Origin of the sequence: Enterobacter hormaechei ATCC 49162, from assembly GCF_001875655.1 — a bacterium.
Classification (GTDB): Bacteria; Pseudomonadota; Gammaproteobacteria; order Enterobacterales; family Enterobacteriaceae; genus Enterobacter; species Enterobacter hormaechei.
In genome coordinates, this window is the sequence record NZ_MKEQ01000001.1 from 3,488,984 (window position 1) to 3,508,476 (window position 19,493).

A 19,493-nucleotide genomic window follows, 5' to 3' on the forward strand; every position below is an offset into this window, starting at 1 on the left:
AGTCGCGCCAGTTTCTCTCTTCCCCCGCTCTTCGATTGCGCTATAGTGTTTTGACCATTGAAATGGGAGAACACAATGATAAACGTGGAAATGTTATCCACTGGCGACGAAGTGCTGCATGGGCAAATCATTGATACCAATGCCGCCTGGCTCGCCGATCTCTTCTTTGAGCAAGGATTACCGTTAACGCGCCGCAACACCGTAGGTGACAATCTTGAGTCGCTGGTCAACGTTCTGCGCGAGCGTAGCGAACACTGCGACGTGCTGATTGTGAACGGCGGGCTGGGGCCAACCAGCGACGATCTCAGCGCACTGGCTGCCGCTACGGCCAAAGGCGAAGGCCTGGTTCTGCACGAGGCGTGGCTGGCGCAGATGGAACGCTTTTTCTCCGAACGTGGCCGCGTGATGGCGCCCAGCAACCGCAAGCAGGCTGAAATTCCCGCCAGCGCGGAGCTGATTGATAACCCGGTCGGCACCGCCTGCGGGTTTGCCGTTCAGCTGAACCGCTGCCTGATGTTCTTCACTCCGGGCGTGCCGTCGGAATTTAAGGTGATGGTCGAACAGCAGATCCTGCCGCGCCTGCGCGCGCGCTTCACGCTGCCTGAACCACCCCTGTGTCTGCGTCTGACCACGTTTGGCCGCTCGGAAAGCGATCTGGCCCAGAGCCTCGATCACCTGCAACTGCCTCCCGGCGTGTCGATGGGCTATCGCTCCTCCATGCCGATTATTGAACTGAAGCTGACCGGACCGGCGTCAGAGAAAGCCGCCATGCTGGCGCTGTGGCCGGAAGTGCAGCGCGTTGCCGGGGAAAGCCTGATTTTCGAAGGCACGGAAGGGTTGCCCGCGCAGATCGCCGCGCATTTGCAGTCCCGCCAGCTGAGCGTGACGTTAAGCGAGCAGTTTACCGGTGGGCTTCTGGCGCTTCAGCTTACCCGGGCGGGTGCGCCGCTGCTGGCCAGTGAAGTGGTGCCGTTCCAGCAGGAGTCGCTGGCGCAGACGTCGCGCTGGGCGTCCGAGCGAAGAGTGAAGCATTTCGCCGGGCTGGCGCTGTTTGTGGGTGGACTGGATGAGGAGCACCTTAACTTCGCCCTGGCAACGCCGGAAGGGACGCACGCCCTGCGGGTGAAGATGAGTATCACCCGCCACAGCCTGGCCGTGCGTCAGGAGGTATGTGCGATGATGGCGCTGAACATGCTGCGCCGCTGGCTGAACGGGAAAGAGGTCGCCAGCGAGCACGGCTGGATCAACGTAGTGGAATCGCTGTTCGTGGAGTGAGAACGTGCCGGGGCAGCGGCCCCGGCAAGGGTTACGCCAGCGCTTTTGCCAGCAAGGTAATGGGATGTTCGCAGCGTTTGCTGGTGGACATCTCGATCTGCCATTTACAGGTTTCGCAGTCCGTCACCACCATATCCGCACCGCTCTCTTCAATCTGCCGGAACAGCGGCGCACCAATGGCCTGTGACGTTGGATAATTTTCGCGCTTGAAGCCATAGGTGCCTGCGATGCCGCAGCAGCGAGAGTCCAGCACCGTCAGCTCCAGCCCCGGGATCAGCCGCAGCAGTTCAAGCGTATAAAGCGACCAGCCCATCTTCTCCATATGACATGGGGTGTGATACACCACCTTCAGCGGCAATTTGCCCAGCGGTAACGTCTGCCCGCTGTCCAGTTTGCGCCAGAGAAAACGGGTCGCCAGCTCAATGTGCTCGCGCAGGCCAGTGTTATCCACATCCAGCAGATGGGGATATTCATCGCGCAGGGTGAAGGTACAGGTTGACGATGTCGCCAGGACCGGTATGCCTTTGCCGACGATCGCCTCGCGTAAAGAGGTGACGTTGCTTCTCGCCTGCTTGCGCGCTTTGTCGGTGAAACCGTTGGCAATCAGCGGAACGCCGCAGCACTTCTCTTTGCTCAAAAGCTGAACCCCCGTTCCCATAGCGTTCAGCACTTTCAGCAGGTCTTTCCCCAACTGCGGATGGTTGTAGTTCACGTAGCAGCCGTGGAAGAAAGCGACCTGCTCAGCGAACTGCGCCTGTTCTGCCGCCACGGATTTATACCAGCGGCGGAAGGTGCCGTGAGAATATTTCGGCAGACTGCGGTGGTGGTCGATTTTGAGCGTCGCATCCAGCAGCCTGCGTACCGGCTTCAGGGCGGTGGCGGCATTGACGACCGGTGCGAAAGGCGTCGAAAGGCTGCCCATCAGATCGGTGTGGCTCAGTATCGCGTCACGCAGCGTCGGTTTTTGCGAACTGTAGCGGGCGCGGGCGCGCTGGATGATATCGCCAATTTTCACGTCCGACGGACAGGCGACTTCGCAGCGTTTGCAGTTGATACAGTATTTCAGCGCCTCGTCGTAGAGCGCGCCGTCCTTCAGGCGCAGACGCTCCCCGTCGGGACCCGCCTGTTTCGGGCCAGGATAGCGCGGATCGACGCCGCTGACCGGGCAAACCGTGGTACAGACCGTGCATTTGATACAGCTTTCAAATCGGGTGTCATTCATTTTGCTCCCTCCCGGCGCTGGATAATCTGCTCCGCGACATGCAGTGCGGTAACGGCGCAGACGCCGCCACCGCAGCCCTGCGCCACGGGATCGTACCCACCCAGAACCGAGCCGATGGCGTAAAGATTTTCAACCGGTACCCCGTTCAACTGCGGGCGTAGCTGACTGTCGACGATCACGCCGAACTGCTGCCAGGGCTGTGGGGTGAAGAAATCGCTCTGATACCAGTCCGCGCGGGAGGCGCTTTGTCGGACGTCCAGCCCGAGGATCGCCTCACGCACGCCATCCCGGCTGCTCAGCAGACCGTTGCTGAAGAAACTGCCGCTTGCCAGCACCGTATAGCGTGCGCGAAGCGGGATGTGGCCGTGGTTGCGGGTCCAGATTTCGCTTACCGCGCCTTCTGTCAGGGTGATTTTTTTGACCTCGTCGCCCGCCATCCAGATGCCACCCTGCGCCACAAACCGGCGCTGAAGCTGGGTATGCAGACGAATGCCGGGCACGGAAGGGGGAAGCGTCGGCAGTAAACCGAGCGTACAGGGCAGGCGCGCCGAGAGCCAGCGCCAGAGACGGTTGTCCGTTAAGCCAAAACAGGCGGGCATAAACAGGGCGTCGCAGGTCTCGCCGAGCGGCCGAAGCGCCGCGTACAGCTGCGGCCAGTAGCGTTCATTATCCAGCAGGCGGGCAATGTTCACCGCACGAAACTCGCTGGGGTTTTCACGCAGCACATCGAGTTCGGGGAGATCAATCTCCGCTGTATCCACCTGAACACCCTGCTGTCTGAGTGACGCGGCGGCCAGATGCGGCTGGAAATCGAGGAAACCGCTGATCCCCACCACCCGCACACGCTCGGCAGCGATGGGGGCGACAGGCACCTCTTCCGGGCTAAGCCAGGCGGCACGCAGGGTGCCGAGCGGCGTGACGCGCTGATGATTTTGCTCGGCGTCACCCTGCATGCATGCGCCGCAGGCGGTGAGCAGGTGTTCGGTTTCACAGGCAAAGCGGGCCATATTCTCTGCGCCCGTCAGGCGGTAGGGATGTTCAGGCGGCAGATCGGCGAACGAGAGCGCGCCCAGTAAATCCAGCGAGCCGGAGGAGAAGTGCAGGGCACTCTGACCGCGAGTGACAATGGCGCAGCGCAGACCCCGCTGCGTCAGTTTGAGGCCGCACAGCAGGCCCGCCAGCCCCCCACCGACAATCACAGTATCAAATTTCATGGTTGTGCTCCTTCTCCAGACCGCAAAGCCCCTGATAGACCCAGCGGGTAAACTCGCTTTCGCGCAGGGCATCCCCCCACGCGACGGGCTGTATGCCTTTCCAGCGCTCGTTTAAAAAATCGCTGAGCTGTGCAAGCGACTGGGTTGACGTCGTGGCGTGAAAACGTTGCAGCAATCCGGCGGCACGGCAGGCGCACAGCTCCCCCTGACAGGTGCCCATCCCGACGCGCGTGCGGCGGCGTAAATCGAGCAGGTTGTTCACCGTCAGGTTTTCCACGGCATATTGCACCTCGCCTGCGGTCACGGCTTCGCATTCGCACACCAGGCTGCGGCTGAGTCGGCCTTCACCGAGCCAGGTTGGCGTGCGGTCGCCGTGGCGGTAAATAGCTGAACCGCGAAGCGGGGCAGGAAGTGAAATGATTTTGTGCAGCGTTTTTTCTGTCGATTGCTGCGAACCGGGCAGGGCCTTGTCCGCCGTCACGCACGGCGTGGTGTTGCCGAGCTTACGGCAGACGGCATCGGTGGCCCACTGGGCCATCAGCCGGTAGGTCATCAGCTTGCCGCCGGTGATGGTGATAAATCCGTCCATGCCGTCGCGCTCGGCGTGATCGAGCAGCACGATGCCGCGGCTGACGTTACGCCCGCTCGGGTCGTTGTCGCTGGCGACGAGGGGACGCACGCCCGCGTAGGCACGCAGAATACGCGTCTGCGCCATCACCGGGGCCAGCTTTTCCCCTTCGCGCAGCAGAATGTCGACCTCTTCGGCGGTGACCCGGTTAACGTCAATATCGCTGTAGTCAACGTGCATTGACGTGGTGCCAATCAGAGAAATGGTGTCGCCCGGTACCAGGATGTCGGCATCGGACGGTTTGCGGCAGCGGTTGATAACATGGTTATTGATGCGGTGATCGAGGATCAGCAGCGAGCCTTTCGCCGGGAACATGCGGATGGATAAATCGGCATATTCCGCGATGCGCTGGCCCCAGATCCCTGCCGCATTGACCACGACGGCGGCATACAGCTCGCGGTGTTCGTTGTACTGCGCATCAAACACGCGCACCCCGCGCACCGTATTACCTTCACGAATAAGCCCGGTGACGTGATGCCCGGTCAGGATCTGTGCGCCATGTTCCCGCGCGTCGAGCATATTGGCGGCGGTCAGGCGGAAGGGATCAACGGTGCCGTCAGGCACTTTCACCGCGCCCAGTAACGCCGGGTTTACCGAGGGTTCAAGACGGCGTGCCTGCACAGGATCGATCGCTTCAGCCTGAATGCCTGCCGCCGTACAGGCGGTGATAAAGGTTTGCTGAAAGGCGAGGTCATCTTCGGGAAGGGTAATAAACAGGCCGTTGGTGGGTTCAACGCAGTGGCGGGCGATGCGTCTGAGGATCTGGTTTTCAGCGATACACTCGCGCGCGGATTCCGCATCAGTGACCGCATAGCGCGCACCGCTGTGCAGCAGGCCGTGATTACGCCCCGTTGCGCCGGTGGCGATATCGTGGCGCTCCAGAAGCGTGACGCTCAATCCCCGCAGGGCGCAGTCGCGTGCGATGCCGGCACCCGTTGCGCCACCGCCAATGATAATCACATCGCTGAAGCGTGGATCGTGAATTGTCATTGCCTTTCCTCTATGTTCGTTTTTTAGCATTTAGCCACATTGATCGTGTGGTTTGTTTGATTTCGAACATAAACGCGCGAAATTCGAAAGTGAAACGTGATTTCATGCGCTTTTTTGCGCATTCTGTCATATTTCTGTAACAATCTGTGCGTTGATTCACAGTAACATTCACCGTGATTTCTTAACATCGCCGCCTCTGTAGCCGGGCGCGAGATGCCCGGCCATTTTTGAAAGGCCACGGAGGCTGTTATGCTCAGTATCTTTAAACCTGCGCCACACCGGGCGCGACTGCCAGAGGCAGAGATTGATCCTCTCTACCGCCGTCTGCGTTGGCAAATCTTCCTCGGGATCTTCTTCGGGTATGCGGCGTACTATCTGGTACGTAAAAACTTTGCGCTCGCCATGCCGTACCTGGTGGAACAGGGCTTCTCTCGCGGCGATCTGGGGTTCGCGCTGTCGGGGATCTCCATCGCGTACGGTTTTTCGAAGTTCATTATGGGGTCGGTGTCGGATCGTTCGAATCCGCGCGTGTTCCTCCCTGCCGGTCTGATCCTCGCGGCAGCGGTGATGCTGTTCATGGGCTTTGTGCCGTGGGCAACCTCCAGCATTGCCATTATGTTCGTGCTGCTGTTCCTCTGCGGCTGGTTCCAGGGGATGGGGTGGCCGCCATGCGGACGCACCATGGTCCACTGGTGGTCACAGAAAGAGCGTGGCGGCATTGTATCGGTCTGGAACTGCGCGCATAACGTCGGGGGCGGGCTGCCGCCGCTGCTGTTCCTGCTGGGGATGGCCTGGTTTAACGACTGGCATGCCGCGCTCTATATGCCAGCCTTTGGCGCCATTCTGGTGGCGATTATCGCCTTCGCCCTGATGCGTGACACCCCGCAGTCCTGCGGTCTTCCGCCGATTGAAGAGTACAAAAACGACTACCCGGATGATTACAGCGAGAAGCACGAAGAAGAGCTGACGGCAAAGCAGATCTTCATGAAGTACGTGCTGCCAAACAAGCTGCTGTGGTACATCGCGGTGGCGAACGTGTTCGTTTACCTGCTGCGCTACGGCATCCTCGACTGGTCCCCAACCTACCTGAAAGAGGTGAAGCACTTCGCGCTGGATAAATCCTCCTGGGCCTACTTCCTGTATGAATACGCGGGCATTCCGGGCACGCTGATCTGCGGCAGGATGTCGGATAAAGTGTTTAAGGGTAACCGTGGGGCAACGGGCGTGTTCTTCATGACGCTGGTGACCATCGCGACGGTCGTTTACTGGCTCAACCCGCCGGGCAATCCGGGTGTGGATATGGCCTGTATGATCGTCATCGGCTTCCTGATTTACGGTCCGGTAATGCTGATCGGTCTGCACGCGCTGGAGCTGGCGCCGAAGAAAGCGGCAGGCACGGCGGCAGGCTTTACCGGTCTGTTTGGCTACCTTGGCGGTTCAGTGGCGGCGAGTGCAATCGTCGGTTACACCGTCGACTTCTTCGGCTGGGACGGCGGCTTTATGGTGATGATTGGCGGCAGCGTGCTGGCGGTTCTGCTGCTGATTGTTGTGATGATCGGTGAAAAACGTCACCACGCCGAAGTGCTGGCGCGTCGTCAGTAAGGAGCATTGCGATGAAATTAAATCAGTTAGCGACAGGCCTGCTGCTGGCGGGCCTGATGACAGGCTCCGCGCTGGCGGCGGATAAAATCGTGATCGCCCACCGCGGCGCCAGCGGCTATCTGCCGGAGCATACGCTGCCGGCGAAGGCAATGGCCTATGCCCAGGGCGCGGATTATCTGGAGCAGGATCTGGTGATGACGAAGGACGACCAGCTGGTCGTCCTGCATGACCACTATCTTGACCGCGTCACGGACGTGGCGGAACGCTTCCCGGATCGCGCCCGTAAAGATGGCCGCTATTACGCCATCGACTTCACGCTGGCGGAGATCCGTTCGCTGAAGTTTACCGAGGGCTTCGAGATTGAAAACGGCAAGAAGGTGCAGGTCTATCCGGGACGCTTCCCGATGGGCAAATCTGATTTCCGCATTCATACCTTCCAGGAAGAGATCGAGTTTGTTCAGGGACTGAACCACTCGACCGGGAAAAATATCGGTATCTACCCGGAAATCAAAGCACCGTGGTTCCACCATCAGGAAGGGAAGGACATTGCCGCGAAGACGCTGGAGGTACTGAAACAGTACGGCTACACCAGCAAGAAGGACAAAGTTTACCTGCAATGTTTTGATGCGGCGGAGCTGAAGCGCATCAAAACCGAGCTGGAGCCGAAGATGGGGATGGATCTCAATCTGGTACAGCTGATTGCCTATACCGACTGGAACGAAACCCAGGAGAAGCAGCCGGACGGGAAGTGGGTGAACTACAACTACGACTGGATGTTTAAGCCGGGCGCGATGAAGCAGATTGCGCAGTATGCCGACGGCATCGGGCCGGATTACCACATGCTGGTGGCGGAAGGCTCAACGCCGGGCCACGTAAAGCTGACGGCGATGGTGAAAGAGGCGCATGCCAGCAGGATGCAGGTGCATCCGTATACCGTTCGTGCAGACCAGTTGCCGGAGTATGCGACGGACGTGAATCAGCTTTACGAGGTGTTGTATAACCAGGCGGACGTAGACGGGTTGTTTACGGATTTCCCGGATAAAGCGGTGAGCTTTTTGAAGGATAAACGCTGAAATTGCCGGGTGGCGGCTGTGCTTTACCCGGCCTACGAACTGCGGTTTTGTAGGTCGGGTAAGCGAAGCGCCACCCGACATAATTACATCTCGATCTCAATATCGCCTTTTGCCCGACAGCAGCAGGGCAAAATTTCCCCTTCACTGATAAAGGCCAGCGGTTCGGTCAGCCAGTCCACCTGGCCTGCGACCAAACGGCAGCGGCAGGAGCCGCAATAGCCTTCGCGACACTGGTACTCTACCTCCACCTGATGCGCTTCCAGCGCCACCAGCAGGGAAGGGTGCTCTTCCTGGCACAGCACTTCGGTGCCAGAAAGACTCAGCGTTACGCGGCTCATCAGAGCTGGAAGTCGCTCAGGTCGTCGGTGTTGACTTCAGAATCAATCTGACCGACCAGATAAGAACTCACTTCCACTTCCTGCGGCGCAACCTGCACGTTATCGGACACCAGCCAGGTGTTGATCCACGGGATTGGGTTAGAGCGCGTCTGGAACGGCAGATCGAGACCCACCGCCTGCATGCGGATGTTAGTGATGTACTCCACGTACTGGCACAGGATGTCTTTGTTCAGGCCAATCATGGAACCGTCGCGGAACAGGTAGTCTGCCCACTCTTTCTCCTGCTGGGCGGCCTGCACGAACAGGTCGTAGCACTCCTGTTTGCACTCTTCAGCGATTTCCGCCATTTCCGGATCGTCCGTACCGCTGCGCAACAGGTTCAGCATATGCTGGGTGCCGGTCAGGTGCAGGGCTTCATCACGGGCGATCAGGCGGATGATTTTGGCGTTGCCTTCCATCAGCTTGCGCTCGGCAAAGGCGAAGGAGCAGGCGAAACTCACGTAGAAGCGGATTGCTTCCAGCGCGTTAACGCTCATCAGGCACAGGTACAGCTGCTTTTTCAGGGTCCGCAGGTTTACGGTAACGGTTTTGCCGTTCACGTTGTGTGTGCCTTCGCCCAGCAGATGCCAGTAGCTGGTCATCTCGATCAGCTCGTCATAGTAGTGCGCAATGCCTTCGGCGCGCTTCTGGATCTGTTCGTTGGTGACGATATCGTCAAACACCACCGCCGGATCGTTCACGATGTTGCGGATGATGTGGGTGTAAGAGCGGGAGTGGATCGTCTCGGAGAACGCCCAGGTCTCTACCCAGGTTTCCAGCTCGGGAATGGAGATCAGCGGCAGCAGCGCCACGTTCGGACTACGACCCTGAATAGAGTCCAGCAGCGTCTGGTATTTCAGGTTGCTGAGGAAGATATGCTTTTCGTGTTCCGGCAGTGCCTGGAAATCGATACGGTCGCGTGAAACGTCAACTTCTTCCGGACGCCAGAAGAAGGAGAGTTGCTTTTCAATCAGCTTTTCGAAGATGTCATATTTTTGCTGATCGTAGCGTGCCACGTTGACCGGCTGGCCGAAGAACATCGGCTCTTTGAGCTGGTCGTTTTTCGTCTGTGAAAAGGTGGTATATGCCATGAGTGTGTCCTGTGGTGTTATTTTCCCCTCACCCTAACCCTCTCCCCTGAGGGAAGAGGGAACCGTTCGGAGCAATTTTTTCACCCTCGCCCCTGTGGGGAGAGGGCCGGGGTGAGGGGGGTATTATTAGATCTTACATGCGCCGCTTTCGCAGCCATCGTCCTGAATTGACGGCGCCAGGTCGTCCTGGGCGTCTTCCGCACCATCACGGGTGTTGTGATAGTACAGCGTTTTCACGCCAAATTTGTAGGCGGTGAGCAGGTCTTTCAGCAGCTGCTGCATCGGAACCTTGCCTGACGGGAAGCGCGTCGGGTCGTAGTTGGTATTGGCAGAGATCGACTGGTCGATAAACTTCTGCATGATCCCCACCAGTTGCAGGTAGCCGTCGTTGTTTGGCATTTCCCACAGCAGCTCGTAGTTGTCACCCAGCGTCTCGTAATCCGGTACTACCTGACGCAGCACGCCGTCTTTCGACGCTTTGATGCTGACGTGGCCGCGCGGTGGCTCAATACCGTTGGTGGCGTTGGAGATCTGCGAAGAGGTCTCGGACGGCATCAGGGCAGAGAGCGTGGAGTTACGCAGGCCGTGCGTTTTAATGGACTCGCGCAGGCCTTCCCAGTCGAGATGCAGCGGCTCGCTGACGATCGCATCCAGGTCTTTCTTGTAGGTGTCGATCGGCAGAATGCCTTTCGCGTAGGTGGTTTCGTTGAACCACGGGCACGCGCCTTGCTCTTTCGCCAGTTCGTTGGAGGCTTTCATCAGGTAGTACTGAATCGCTTCAAACGTCTGGTGGGTCAGGTTGTTGGCGCTGCCGTCGGAGTAACGCTTACCGTTTTTCGCCAGCCAGTAGGCGAAGTTGATCACGCCGATACCTAAAGTGCGACGACCCATCGCACCGCGTTTAGCGGCCGGGATTGGGTAATCCTGGTAGTCCAGCAGGGCATCCAGCGCACGAACCGCCAGCACGGCCAGCTCTTCCAGTTCGTCCAGGCTCTTAATCGCACCCAGGTTGAACGCAGACAGCGTACACAGGGCGATTTCGCCGTTTTCGTCGTTCACATCGTCCAGCGGTTTGGTCGGCAGGGCGATCTCCAGGCACAGGTTGGACTGGCGCACTGGCGCCACCACCGGGTCAAACGGGCTGTGGGTGTTGCAGTGGTCAACGTTCTGGATGTAGATACGACCGGTAGAGGCACGTTCCTGCATCATCAGGGAGAACAGATCGACCGCCTTCACGCGCTGCTTGCGGATGCTGTCGTCTTTTTCATATTTGGTGTACAGACGCTCGAACTCGTCCTGATCGGCGAAGAATGCGTCGTACAGGCCTGGAACGTCGGACGGGCTGAACAGGGTGATGTCTTCACCTTTCAGCAGGCGGGTGTACATCAGCTTGTTGATCTGCACGCCGTAGTCCATGTGACGCACGCGGTTACCTTCCACGCCGCGGTTGTTCTTCAGGACCAGCAGGCTTTCTACTTCCAGGTGCCACATTGGGTAGAACAGGGTCGCAGCACCGCCGCGCACGCCGCCCTGAGAGCAGGATTTTACCGCCGTCTGGAAGTGCTTGTAGAACGGAATACAGCCGGTATGGAACGCTTCACCGCCGCGGATCGGGCTGCCCAGCGCACGAATACGACCGGCGTTGATGCCGATACCGGCACGCTGGGAGACGTATTTCACGATGGCGCTGGAGGTGGCGTTGATGGAATCCAGGCTGTCACCACACTCGATCAGTACGCAGGAGCTGAACTGACGAGTAGGGGTGCGCACGCCAGACATGATTGGCGTTGGCAGAGAAATTTTGAACGTGGATACCGCATCGTAGAAACGCTTCACGTAGTCCAGACGGGTTTCACGCGGATAATTAGAGAACAGGCAGGCGGCCACCAGAATATAGAGGAACTGGGCGCTCTCGTAGATCTCACCGGTCACACGGTTCTGAACCAGGTATTTGCCTTCGAGCTGCTTCACCGCCGCGTAGGAGAAGTTCATGTCGCGCCAGTGATCGATAAACCCGTTCATCTGCTCGAACTCTTCTTCCGTATAGTCTTCCAGCAGATGCGTGTCGTATTTGCCCAGCTCGACCATTTTCACCACGTGATCGTAAAGCTTCGGCGGCTCAAACTGGCCGTAGGCTTTCTTACGCAGGTGGAAAATCGCCAGACGTGCAGCGAGGTACTGATAATCCGGTGCGTCGCGGGAGATCAGGTCTGCCGCTGCTTTGATAATGGTTTCGTGGATATCAGACGTTTTGATGCCGTCGTAGAACTGAATGTGAGAACGCAGTTCAACCTGGGAGATAGATACGTTGTTCAGTCCTTCTGCTGCCCAGTCGAGAACTCGATGGATTTTGTCCAGATTGATACGCTCGGTGGTACCGTCGCGCTTTGTCACCAGCAGACTCTGATTCATGTGGGTTTTTACCTGTCCGTGAAATAAAAAAATATCCCCCGCTTATCCACAGAACCGTCTTGTGACTAACTCTGTGGATAAATACTACATATAGGGGTTTTGCGATAAGAAGAACGCTATATGGTGAGTATTCTAGTAAGGATTCTTTTCAGTACAAGGGTTGATTTTGAGGTTAAATTGAGGTTGTGAAAGGGTAAAAAAGCGTAAGTCCTCGTACCGTAAGGCCTGGAAGAGATGTCAATAATTTAGAAAAAAAATTCAAAATTTGATCGAGTGCTGATTTCTTCAACGGGAGGTCAGAATTGCGCAACATGATGTCGCGCAATCATTATAAGAATAACGGATGACGTTAGTCGTTTTTGGCGGTTGTATGCAACATATAGTTAACATCCACGCCCGGAGCAAGTTTGAATTTATCCGTCAGCGGGTTGTAGTGCAGGCCCGTCATGTGTTGCTCCTTAAGCCACGTCTGGTCAACCCAGCCCAGCAGTTCGGCAGGCTTGATGAACTTCTTCACGTCGTGTGTGCCTTTCGGCACCATGCGCAGCACATATTCCGCGCCCACCACGGCCATCAGCCAGGCTTTGCCGTTGCGGTTGATGGTCGAGAAGAAGACCTGTCCACCCGGTTTTACCAGTTTTGCACAGGCGCTGACGACCGACTGCGGATCGGGAACGTGTTCCAGCATCTCCATGCAGGTCACCACATCATACTGGTGGGCATGTTTTGCCGCGTGCTCTTCCACGGTTTCCTGGACGTATTCTACCTGAACGCCGGACTCCAGCGCATGAAGGCGGGCAACCTGGAGAGGCTCAAAGCCCATGTCCAGACCGGTGACGGTGGCCCCTTCGCGCGCCATGCTTTCCGCCAGGATGCCGCCGCCGCAGCCGACGTCGAGCACTTTCTTACCGAACAGACCGCCGGAACGCTCCGCGATATAGCCCAGACGCAGCGGGTTAATACGATGCAGAGGTTTGAACTCACCTTCGAGATCCCACCAGCGGGACGCCACCGCTTCAAATTTGGCAATCTCTTCGTGGTCAACGTTGTGAGCCACCGGGGATTTTTCGGCATTCATGGGCGCTTTTACTCCTTATTTAGCAAGACAAATGAGTATATCAGGCAATCCCTGTGAATAAAGCGTATAGGTTTACCTGTATCACCGCGGCTGTGTTATAATTTGCGACCTTTGAATCCGGGATACAGTAGAGGGATAGCGGTTAGATGAGCGACCTTGCGAGAGAAATTACACCGGTTAACATCGAGGAAGAGCTGAAAAGCTCCTATCTGGACTATGCGATGTCGGTCATTGTTGGCCGTGCGCTGCCGGACGTCCGCGATGGCCTGAAGCCGGTACACCGTCGCGTACTATACGCCATGAACGTATTGGGCAATGACTGGAATAAAGCCTACAAAAAATCTGCCCGTGTCGTTGGTGACGTAATCGGTAAATACCATCCCCATGGTGATTCCGCGGTGTACGACACCATTGTCCGTATGGCGCAGCCCTTCTCGCTGCGTTACATGCTGGTAGATGGTCAGGGTAACTTTGGTTCTATCGACGGCGACTCCGCCGCGGCAATGCGTTATACGGAAATCCGTCTGGCGAAGATTGCCCATGAGCTGATGGCTGACCTGGAAAAAGAGACGGTTGATTTCGTTGATAACTACGACGGCACGGAAAAAATTCCTGACGTTATGCCAACGAAGATCCCAAACCTGCTGGTGAACGGTTCGTCCGGTATCGCCGTCGGTATGGCAACCAACATTCCGCCGCACAACATCACGGAAGTGATCAACGGCTGCCTGGCCTACATTGACGATGAAGACATCAGCATTGAAGGGCTGATGGAACACATTCCTGGCCCGGACTTCCCGACGGCGGCAATCATCAATGGCCGTCGCGGTATTGAAGAAGCGTACCGTACCGGTCGCGGCAAGATTTACATCCGTGCCCGCGCCGAAGTGGAAGCGGACGCTAAAACCGGCCGTGAAACCATTATTGTTCACGAGATCCCGTATCAGGTGAACAAAGCGCGTCTGATTGAAAAAATCGCCGAGCTGGTAAAAGAAAAACGCGTCGAAGGTATCAGCGCGCTGCGTGACGAGTCTGATAAAGACGGTATGCGCATCGTGATTGAAATCAAGCGCGACGCGGTAGGTGAGGTTGTGCTGAACAACCTGTACTCCCAGACTCAGCTTCAGGTCTCCTTCGGTATCAACATGGTTGCACTGCACCATGGCCAGCCGAAGATCATGAACCTGAAAGAGATCCTGAGCGCGTTCGTGCGTCACCGCCGTGAAGTGGTGACCCGCCGTACCATCTTCGAACTGCGCAAAGCGCGTGACCGTGCCCATATCCTTGAAGCACTGGCCGTTGCGCTGGCGAACATCGACCCGATCATCGAGCTGATCCGCCGCGCGCCGACGCCAGCAGAAGCGAAGGCGTCACTGGTTGCGCGTCCATGGGATCTGGGCAACGTGGCGGCGATGCTGGAACGTGCGGGCGATGACGCTGCGCGTCCTGAGTGGCTGGAGCCTGAATTCGGCGTGCGTGACGGTCAGTACTACCTGACTGAACAGCAGGCCCAGGCGATTCTGGATCTGCGTTTGCAGAAACTGACCGGCCTTGAGCATGAAAAATTGCTCGACGAGTACAAAGAGCTGCTGGAGCAAATTGCTGAGCTGCTGCATATCCTCGGTAGCGCAGAGCGCCTGATGGAAGTGATCCGTGAAGAGCTGGAACTGGTTCGCGATCAGTTCGGCGACGAGCGCCGCACCGAAATCACGGCCAACAGCTCTGATATCAACATTGAAGATCTGATCAACCGTGAAGACGTGGTAGTGACGCTGTCTCACCAGGGTTATGTGAAGTATCAGCCGTTGACCGACTACGAAGCACAGCGTCGTGGCGGTAAAGGCAAATCTGCGGCACGTATTAAAGAAGAAGACTTCATTGACCGTCTGCTGGTGGCCAACACCCACGACACGATCCTCTGCTTCTCCAGCCGGGGCCGTCTGTACTGGATGAAGGTCTATCAGCTGCCGGAAGCGAGCCGTGGCGCGCGTGGTCGTCCTATCGTCAACCTGCTGCCGCTGGAAGCGAACGAACGTATCACCGCCATTCTGCCGGTACGCGAGTACGAAGAGGGCGTGAACGTCTTTATGGCAACCGCGAGCGGTACCGTGAAGAAAACCGCGCTGACCGAGTTCAGCCGTCCACGTTCTGCCGGGATCATCGCGGTGAACCTGAACGAAGGCGATGAGCTGATCGGTGTGGATCTGACCTCCGGTTCCGATGAAGTGATGCTGTTCTCTGCGGCCGGTAAAGTGGTGCGCTTTAAAGAGAACGCCGTGCGCGCAATGGGTCGTACCGCGACCGGCGTACGTGGTATCAAGCTGGCGGGTGAAGACTCCGTGGTTTCCCTGATCGTTCCACGTGGCGAAGGCGCAATCCTGACCGTCACCCAGAACGGTTACGGTAAACGTACCGCGGAAAGCGAATACCCGACCAAATCTCGCGGCACGCAGGGCGTTATCTCCATCAAGGTCACCGAGCGCAACGGTTCCGTTGTGGGCGCGGTGCAGGTGGACGACGCGGACCAGATCATGATGATCACCGATGCCGGTACGCTGGTGCGTACCCGCGTGTCTGAGATCAGCGTGGTGGGTCGTAACACCCAGGGCGTGATCCTCATCCGTACTGCGGAAGATGAAAACGTCGTCGGTCTGCAACGCGTTGCTGAGCCGGTGGATGACGAAGAACTCGACTCTATCGACGGCAGCGTCGCGGAAGGGGATGATGAAATCGCCCCGGAAACGGACACCGATGATGAAGCAGCGGATGACGCTGACGAGTAACGTCTCCTGACGCATAAAGGGCCGGTTTCCGGCCCTTTTGTTTTGCGTAAGCAGACAAGTGAACGTTGCGACAAGCCGCGTTTACCGCTACCTTAACCACATTCTTTTTGACCCCGACGGCGGAGCCTCGCCCCTTTGAAATACCTCGTCTCCTTTCGTACCACGCTAAAAGTCTCTCGCTATCTGTTTCGGGCGCTTGCGCTACTGCTATGGTTGCTGGTGGCACTGCTCTCGGTGTTTTACATCGTTAACGCATTGCACCAGAAAGAAGCGGAGATCCGCCAGGAGTTTAACTTAAGCTCGGATCAGGCCCAGCGCTATATTCAGCGCACGTCTGACGTGATGAAAGAGCTGAAGTATATCGCCGAGAATCGGCTGACGGCGGAAAACGGCATTCTTGCCATCCGTAGCCGGGATGAAAAAACCGAAGTACCTGATTTCGAACCACTCTTCCCGGACTCCGATTGTTCCGCCATGGGCAAAGCCTGGCGTGGTTCACTGGAGTCCCTGTCATGGTTTATGCGCTACTGGCGCGATAACTTCTCGGCCGCCTACGATCTGAACCGCGTCTACCTGATTGGCAACGAAAATCTCTGCATGGCGGATTTCGGCCTGCGGGATATGCCCGTCGAACGTGAAGACGCGCTGAAAAGCCTGCACGAGCGCATCGTGAAATACCGCAATGCGCCGCAGGAAGAGCGCGGGAACAACATCTTCTGGATAAGCCAGGGGCCGCGCATGGGCGTCGGCTATTTCTATGCCCTGACTCCGGTTTACCTCGGAAACCGCCTGCAAGCGCTGCTGGGGATTGAACAAACCATCCGCATGGAAAACTTCTTTACGCCGGGCAGCCTGCCAATGGGCGTGACCATTCTGGATGAAAACGGCCACCCGCTCATCTCCCTGGCCGGGCCTGAAAACCGACTGAAGGTGGAACCCAGCTGGATGCAGGAGCGGTCATGGTTTGGCTATACCTCCGGTTTCCGCGAGCTGGTGCTGAAGAAAAGTTTACCGCCATCGTCGCTGAGCATCGTCTACTCGCTGCCGGTGGACAAGGTGCTGGAGCGCATTCGCATCCTGATCCTTAACGCCATTTTGCTGAACATCGCGGTAGGCGTCGCGCTGTTTATGCTGGCGAGAATGTATGAGCGGCGGATCTTTATTCCGGCGGAAGCGGATGCTCAGCGTCTGGAGGAGCACGAGCAGTTTAACCGTAAGATTGTCGCCTCGGCGCCGGTGGGGATCTGTATCCTGCGTACCCAGGACGGGACGAATATCCTCAGTAACGAGCTTGCCCATAACTACCTGAACATGCTTACGCATGAAGACCGCCAGCGGTTAACGCAGATCATCTGTGGGCAACAGGTAAACTTTGTGGATGTGCTGACCAGCACCCACACCAACCTGCAAATCAGCTTCGTGCATTCGCGCTACCGCAATGAAAACGTGGCGATTTGCGTGCTGGTGGACGTCTCTGCGCGCGTGAAGATGGAAGAGTCATTGCAGGATATGGCGCAGGCGGCGGAGCAGGCCAGTCAGTCGAAATCGATGTTCCTCGCGACCGTCAGCCATGAGCTGCGCACGCCGCTGTACGGGATTATCGGTAACCTCGATCTGCTCCAGACCAAAGAGCTGCCGAAAGGGGTTGACCGTCTGGTGACGGCCATGAACAACTCCTCCAGCCTGTTGTTGAAAATTATCAGCGATATTCTCGACTTCTCTAAAATTGAATCCGAGCAGCTGAAAATTGAACCGCGCGAGTTCTCCCCGCGCGAGGTGATGAACCATATCTGCGCCAACTATCTGCCGCTGGTGGTGCGTAAACAGCTTGGGCTGTACTGCTTCATCGAGCCGGATGTGCCGCTGACGCTGAATGGCGATCCGATGCGTCTGCAACAGGTCATCTCAAACCTGCTGAGCAACGCCATCAAATTCACCGATATCGGCTGTATTGTGCTGCACGTCTGTCGGGCAGGGGAGTATCTGACCATTCGCGTGCGCGACACGGGGGTGGGTATTCCGGCGAAAGAGGTCGTTCGCCTGTTCGATCCGTTCTTCCAGGTGGGAACCGGCGTGCAGCGTAATTTCCAGGGGACCGGGCTAGGTCTGGCGATTTGCGAGAAGCTTATCAGCATGATGGACGGGGATATCTCCGTCGATACTGAGCCAGGCATGGGCAGCCAGTTCACCATTCGTATTCCGCTCTATTCGGCGCACTATCCGGCGAAAACCACCGTCGACGGGCTGAGCGATAAACACTGCTGGCTGGCGGTGCACAACGCCTCCTTACATGATTTCCTGACGTCAATGCTGACCAGCAGCGGCGTGCGGGTTTCGCGCTATGAAGGCCAGACGCCGGACGCGGATGACATGCTGATCACCGACGTTGAGCCGGAACAGGCATGGGCAGGGCGCGGCGTGGTGATGTTCTGCCGCCGTCATATCGGTATTCCGATTGAGCGTTCGCCTGGGGTTTGGGTGCACAGCGTGGCGACACCGCACGAGCTGTTGGGCTTGCTGGCGCGCATTTACAGCGTGCAGCTTGAGGACAGCGATGGCGCGACCGTGCTGGCTTCCCCTGATGAGCTGGCGTCGGTGAACGACGATATGATGATTCTGGTCGTCGACGATCATCCGATTAACCGTCGTCTGCTCGCAGACCAGCTTGGCTCTCTGGGCTATCAGTGTAAAACGGCCAATGATGGCGTGGATGCCCTGAATGTCTTAAGTAAGAACCATATTGATATTGTCCTCAGCGATGTGAACATGCCTAACATGGACGGCTACCGTCTGACGCAGCGTATTCGACAGCTGGGGCTGACGCTGCCGGTGGTGGGGGTGACAGCCAACGCGCTGGCGGAGGAGAAGCAGCGCTGTCTGGAGTCGGGAATGGACAGCTGCCTGTCGAAGCCGGTCACGCTGGATGTTCTGAAACAGACGCTGTCCGTGTATGCGGAGCGGGTACGAAAAGCGAGACAATAAAAAAAGGCCCGAAAGGGCCTTTTTTATGTGCCCGGCGGCGCGGGGCTTGCGCGGGCCGACGGGGTCTGTAGGCCGGGTGAGCGCAAGCGCCACCCGGCGTAGACAGCGAAGATTAATCTTTGTCCGTTGCGCTCAGCGTCACGGAAGAGAGATAGTTCAGCAGGGCGATATCGTTATCCACACCCAGCTTCATCATCGCGGATTTTTTCTGGCTACTGATGGTTTTAATACTGCGGTTCAGCTTCTTGGCGATTTCAGTCACCAGGAAACCTTCAGCGAACAGACGCAGAACTTCACTCTCTTTTGGCGAGAGACGTTTGTCGCCATAGCCGCCCGCGCTGATTTTTTCGAGCAGGCGAGAAACGCTCTCAGGCGTGAATTTCTTCCCTTTCTGCAGCGCCGCCAGCGCTTTTGGCAGATCGGTCGGTGCGCCTTGTTTCAGCACAATCCCTTCAATATCGAGATCCAGAACGGCGCTCAGGATCGCCGGGTTATTGTTCATGGTCAGAACAATGATCGAAATGTCCGGGAAGTGGCGTTTAATGTATTTGATGAGCGTGATCCCATCACCGTATTTATCTCCAGGCATGGAGAGATCGGTAATGAGCACGTGCGCATCAAGTTTAGGGAGGTTGTTAATGAGGGCTGTGGAATCTTCAAATTCACCGACTACATTCACCCACTCGATCTGTTCAAGTGATTTGCGAATACCGAACAGTACAATCGGATGGTCATCGGCAATAATTACGTTCATATTGTTCATGTA

General features: G+C 57.3%; 13 protein-coding genes. 5 read left to right on the top strand and 8 right to left on the bottom strand.

The genetic code is table 11. The features are described from left to right. The first annotated feature begins 75 nt into the window (after window positions 1-75). On the top strand, window positions 76-1,275 hold the full coding sequence (locus BH712_RS17345; RefSeq protein WP_006811357.1) for a nicotinamide mononucleotide deamidase-related protein YfaY: 1,200 nt from the start codon (window positions 76-78) through the stop codon (window positions 1,273-1,275). A 31-nt stretch (window positions 1,276-1,306) separates the two neighbouring features. On the opposite strand, the gene glpC is transcribed toward BH712_RS17345, so the two are convergent. From glpC to glpA, 3 genes are read right to left on the bottom strand one after another with little or no spacing between them, the layout of a single operon-like run. Continuing rightward, a complete protein-coding gene (gene glpC / locus BH712_RS17350) occupies window positions 1,307-2,497 on the bottom strand; it encodes an anaerobic glycerol-3-phosphate dehydrogenase subunit GlpC (protein WP_006811355.1) in 1,191 nt (396 codons plus the stop codon). Beyond that, a complete protein-coding gene (glpB, locus tag BH712_RS17355; RefSeq protein ID WP_006811353.1) occupies window positions 2,494-3,711 on the bottom strand; it encodes a glycerol-3-phosphate dehydrogenase subunit GlpB in 1,218 nt (405 codons plus the stop codon). The genes glpC and glpB overlap by 4 nt, the downstream gene beginning before the upstream one ends. After that, window positions 3,701-5,329: an anaerobic glycerol-3-phosphate dehydrogenase subunit A gene (gene glpA / locus BH712_RS17360; protein ID WP_032673969.1), complete on the bottom strand. Its 1,629-nt coding sequence runs from the start codon at window positions 5,327-5,329 to the stop codon at window positions 3,701-3,703. The genes glpB and glpA overlap by 11 nt, the downstream gene beginning before the upstream one ends. A 249-nt stretch (window positions 5,330-5,578) precedes the next feature. Here glpA and glpT point away from each other — a divergent pair, with 249 nt between their 5' ends. Continuing rightward, window positions 5,579-6,931, top strand: a complete 1,353-nt coding sequence (gene glpT / locus BH712_RS17365) for a glycerol-3-phosphate transporter (protein WP_006811349.1) — start codon at window positions 5,579-5,581, stop codon at window positions 6,929-6,931. Between the two features lie 11 nt (window positions 6,932-6,942). Further along, on the top strand, window positions 6,943-8,004 hold the full coding sequence (glpQ, locus tag BH712_RS17370) for a glycerophosphodiester phosphodiesterase (RefSeq protein ID WP_006811348.1): 1,062 nt from the start codon (window positions 6,943-6,945) through the stop codon (window positions 8,002-8,004). 83 nt (window positions 8,005-8,087) lie between these two features. Here the strand turns inward: glpQ and yfaE are convergent, their stop codons facing one another. The 4 genes from yfaE to ubiG form a co-directional block, all read right to left on the bottom strand. Beyond that, window positions 8,088-8,342, bottom strand: coding sequence for a class I ribonucleotide reductase maintenance protein YfaE (gene yfaE / locus BH712_RS17375; protein ID WP_003859419.1), 255 nt, complete (start codon window positions 8,340-8,342; stop codon window positions 8,088-8,090). Beyond that, window positions 8,342-9,472 (bottom strand): class Ia ribonucleoside-diphosphate reductase subunit beta, encoded by a 1,131-nt coding sequence (gene nrdB / locus BH712_RS17380; protein WP_006811347.1) that lies wholly within the window; start codon window positions 9,470-9,472, stop codon window positions 8,342-8,344. The genes yfaE and nrdB overlap by 1 nt, the downstream gene beginning before the upstream one ends. A 126-nt stretch (window positions 9,473-9,598) precedes the next feature. After that, a complete protein-coding gene (gene nrdA, locus BH712_RS17385) occupies window positions 9,599-11,884 on the bottom strand; it encodes a class 1a ribonucleoside-diphosphate reductase subunit alpha (RefSeq protein ID WP_003859415.1) in 2,286 nt (761 codons plus the stop codon). A 349-nt stretch (window positions 11,885-12,233) separates the two neighbouring features. Next, complete coding sequence (ubiG, locus tag BH712_RS17390; protein WP_006811346.1) at window positions 12,234-12,962, bottom strand: bifunctional 2-polyprenyl-6-hydroxyphenol methylase/3-demethylubiquinol 3-O-methyltransferase UbiG; 729 nt, start codon at window positions 12,960-12,962, stop codon at window positions 12,234-12,236. Window positions 12,963-13,108: 146 nt separating this feature from the next. Here ubiG and gyrA point away from each other — a divergent pair, with 146 nt between their 5' ends. Both gyrA and rcsC read left to right on the top strand, forming a co-directional pair. Then, the gene (gene gyrA, locus BH712_RS17395; protein ID WP_006811345.1) at window positions 13,109-15,745 is read left to right on the top strand and encodes a DNA topoisomerase (ATP-hydrolyzing) subunit A; all 2,637 of its coding nucleotides are present in this window, start codon (window positions 13,109-13,111) and stop codon (window positions 15,743-15,745) included. A gap of 135 nt (window positions 15,746-15,880) precedes the next feature. Then, entirely contained in the window at window positions 15,881-18,727 is a 2,847-nt protein-coding gene (gene rcsC, locus BH712_RS17400; RefSeq protein ID WP_006811344.1) for a two-component system sensor histidine kinase RcsC, read from the top strand. A 112-nt stretch (window positions 18,728-18,839) separates the two neighbouring features. Here the strand turns inward: rcsC and rcsB are convergent, their stop codons facing one another. After that, the gene (gene rcsB / locus BH712_RS17405) at window positions 18,840-19,490 is read right to left on the bottom strand and encodes a response regulator transcription factor RcsB (RefSeq protein ID WP_003859405.1); all 651 of its coding nucleotides are present in this window, start codon (window positions 19,488-19,490) and stop codon (window positions 18,840-18,842) included. Between the last annotated feature and the right edge of the window lie 3 nt (window positions 19,491-19,493).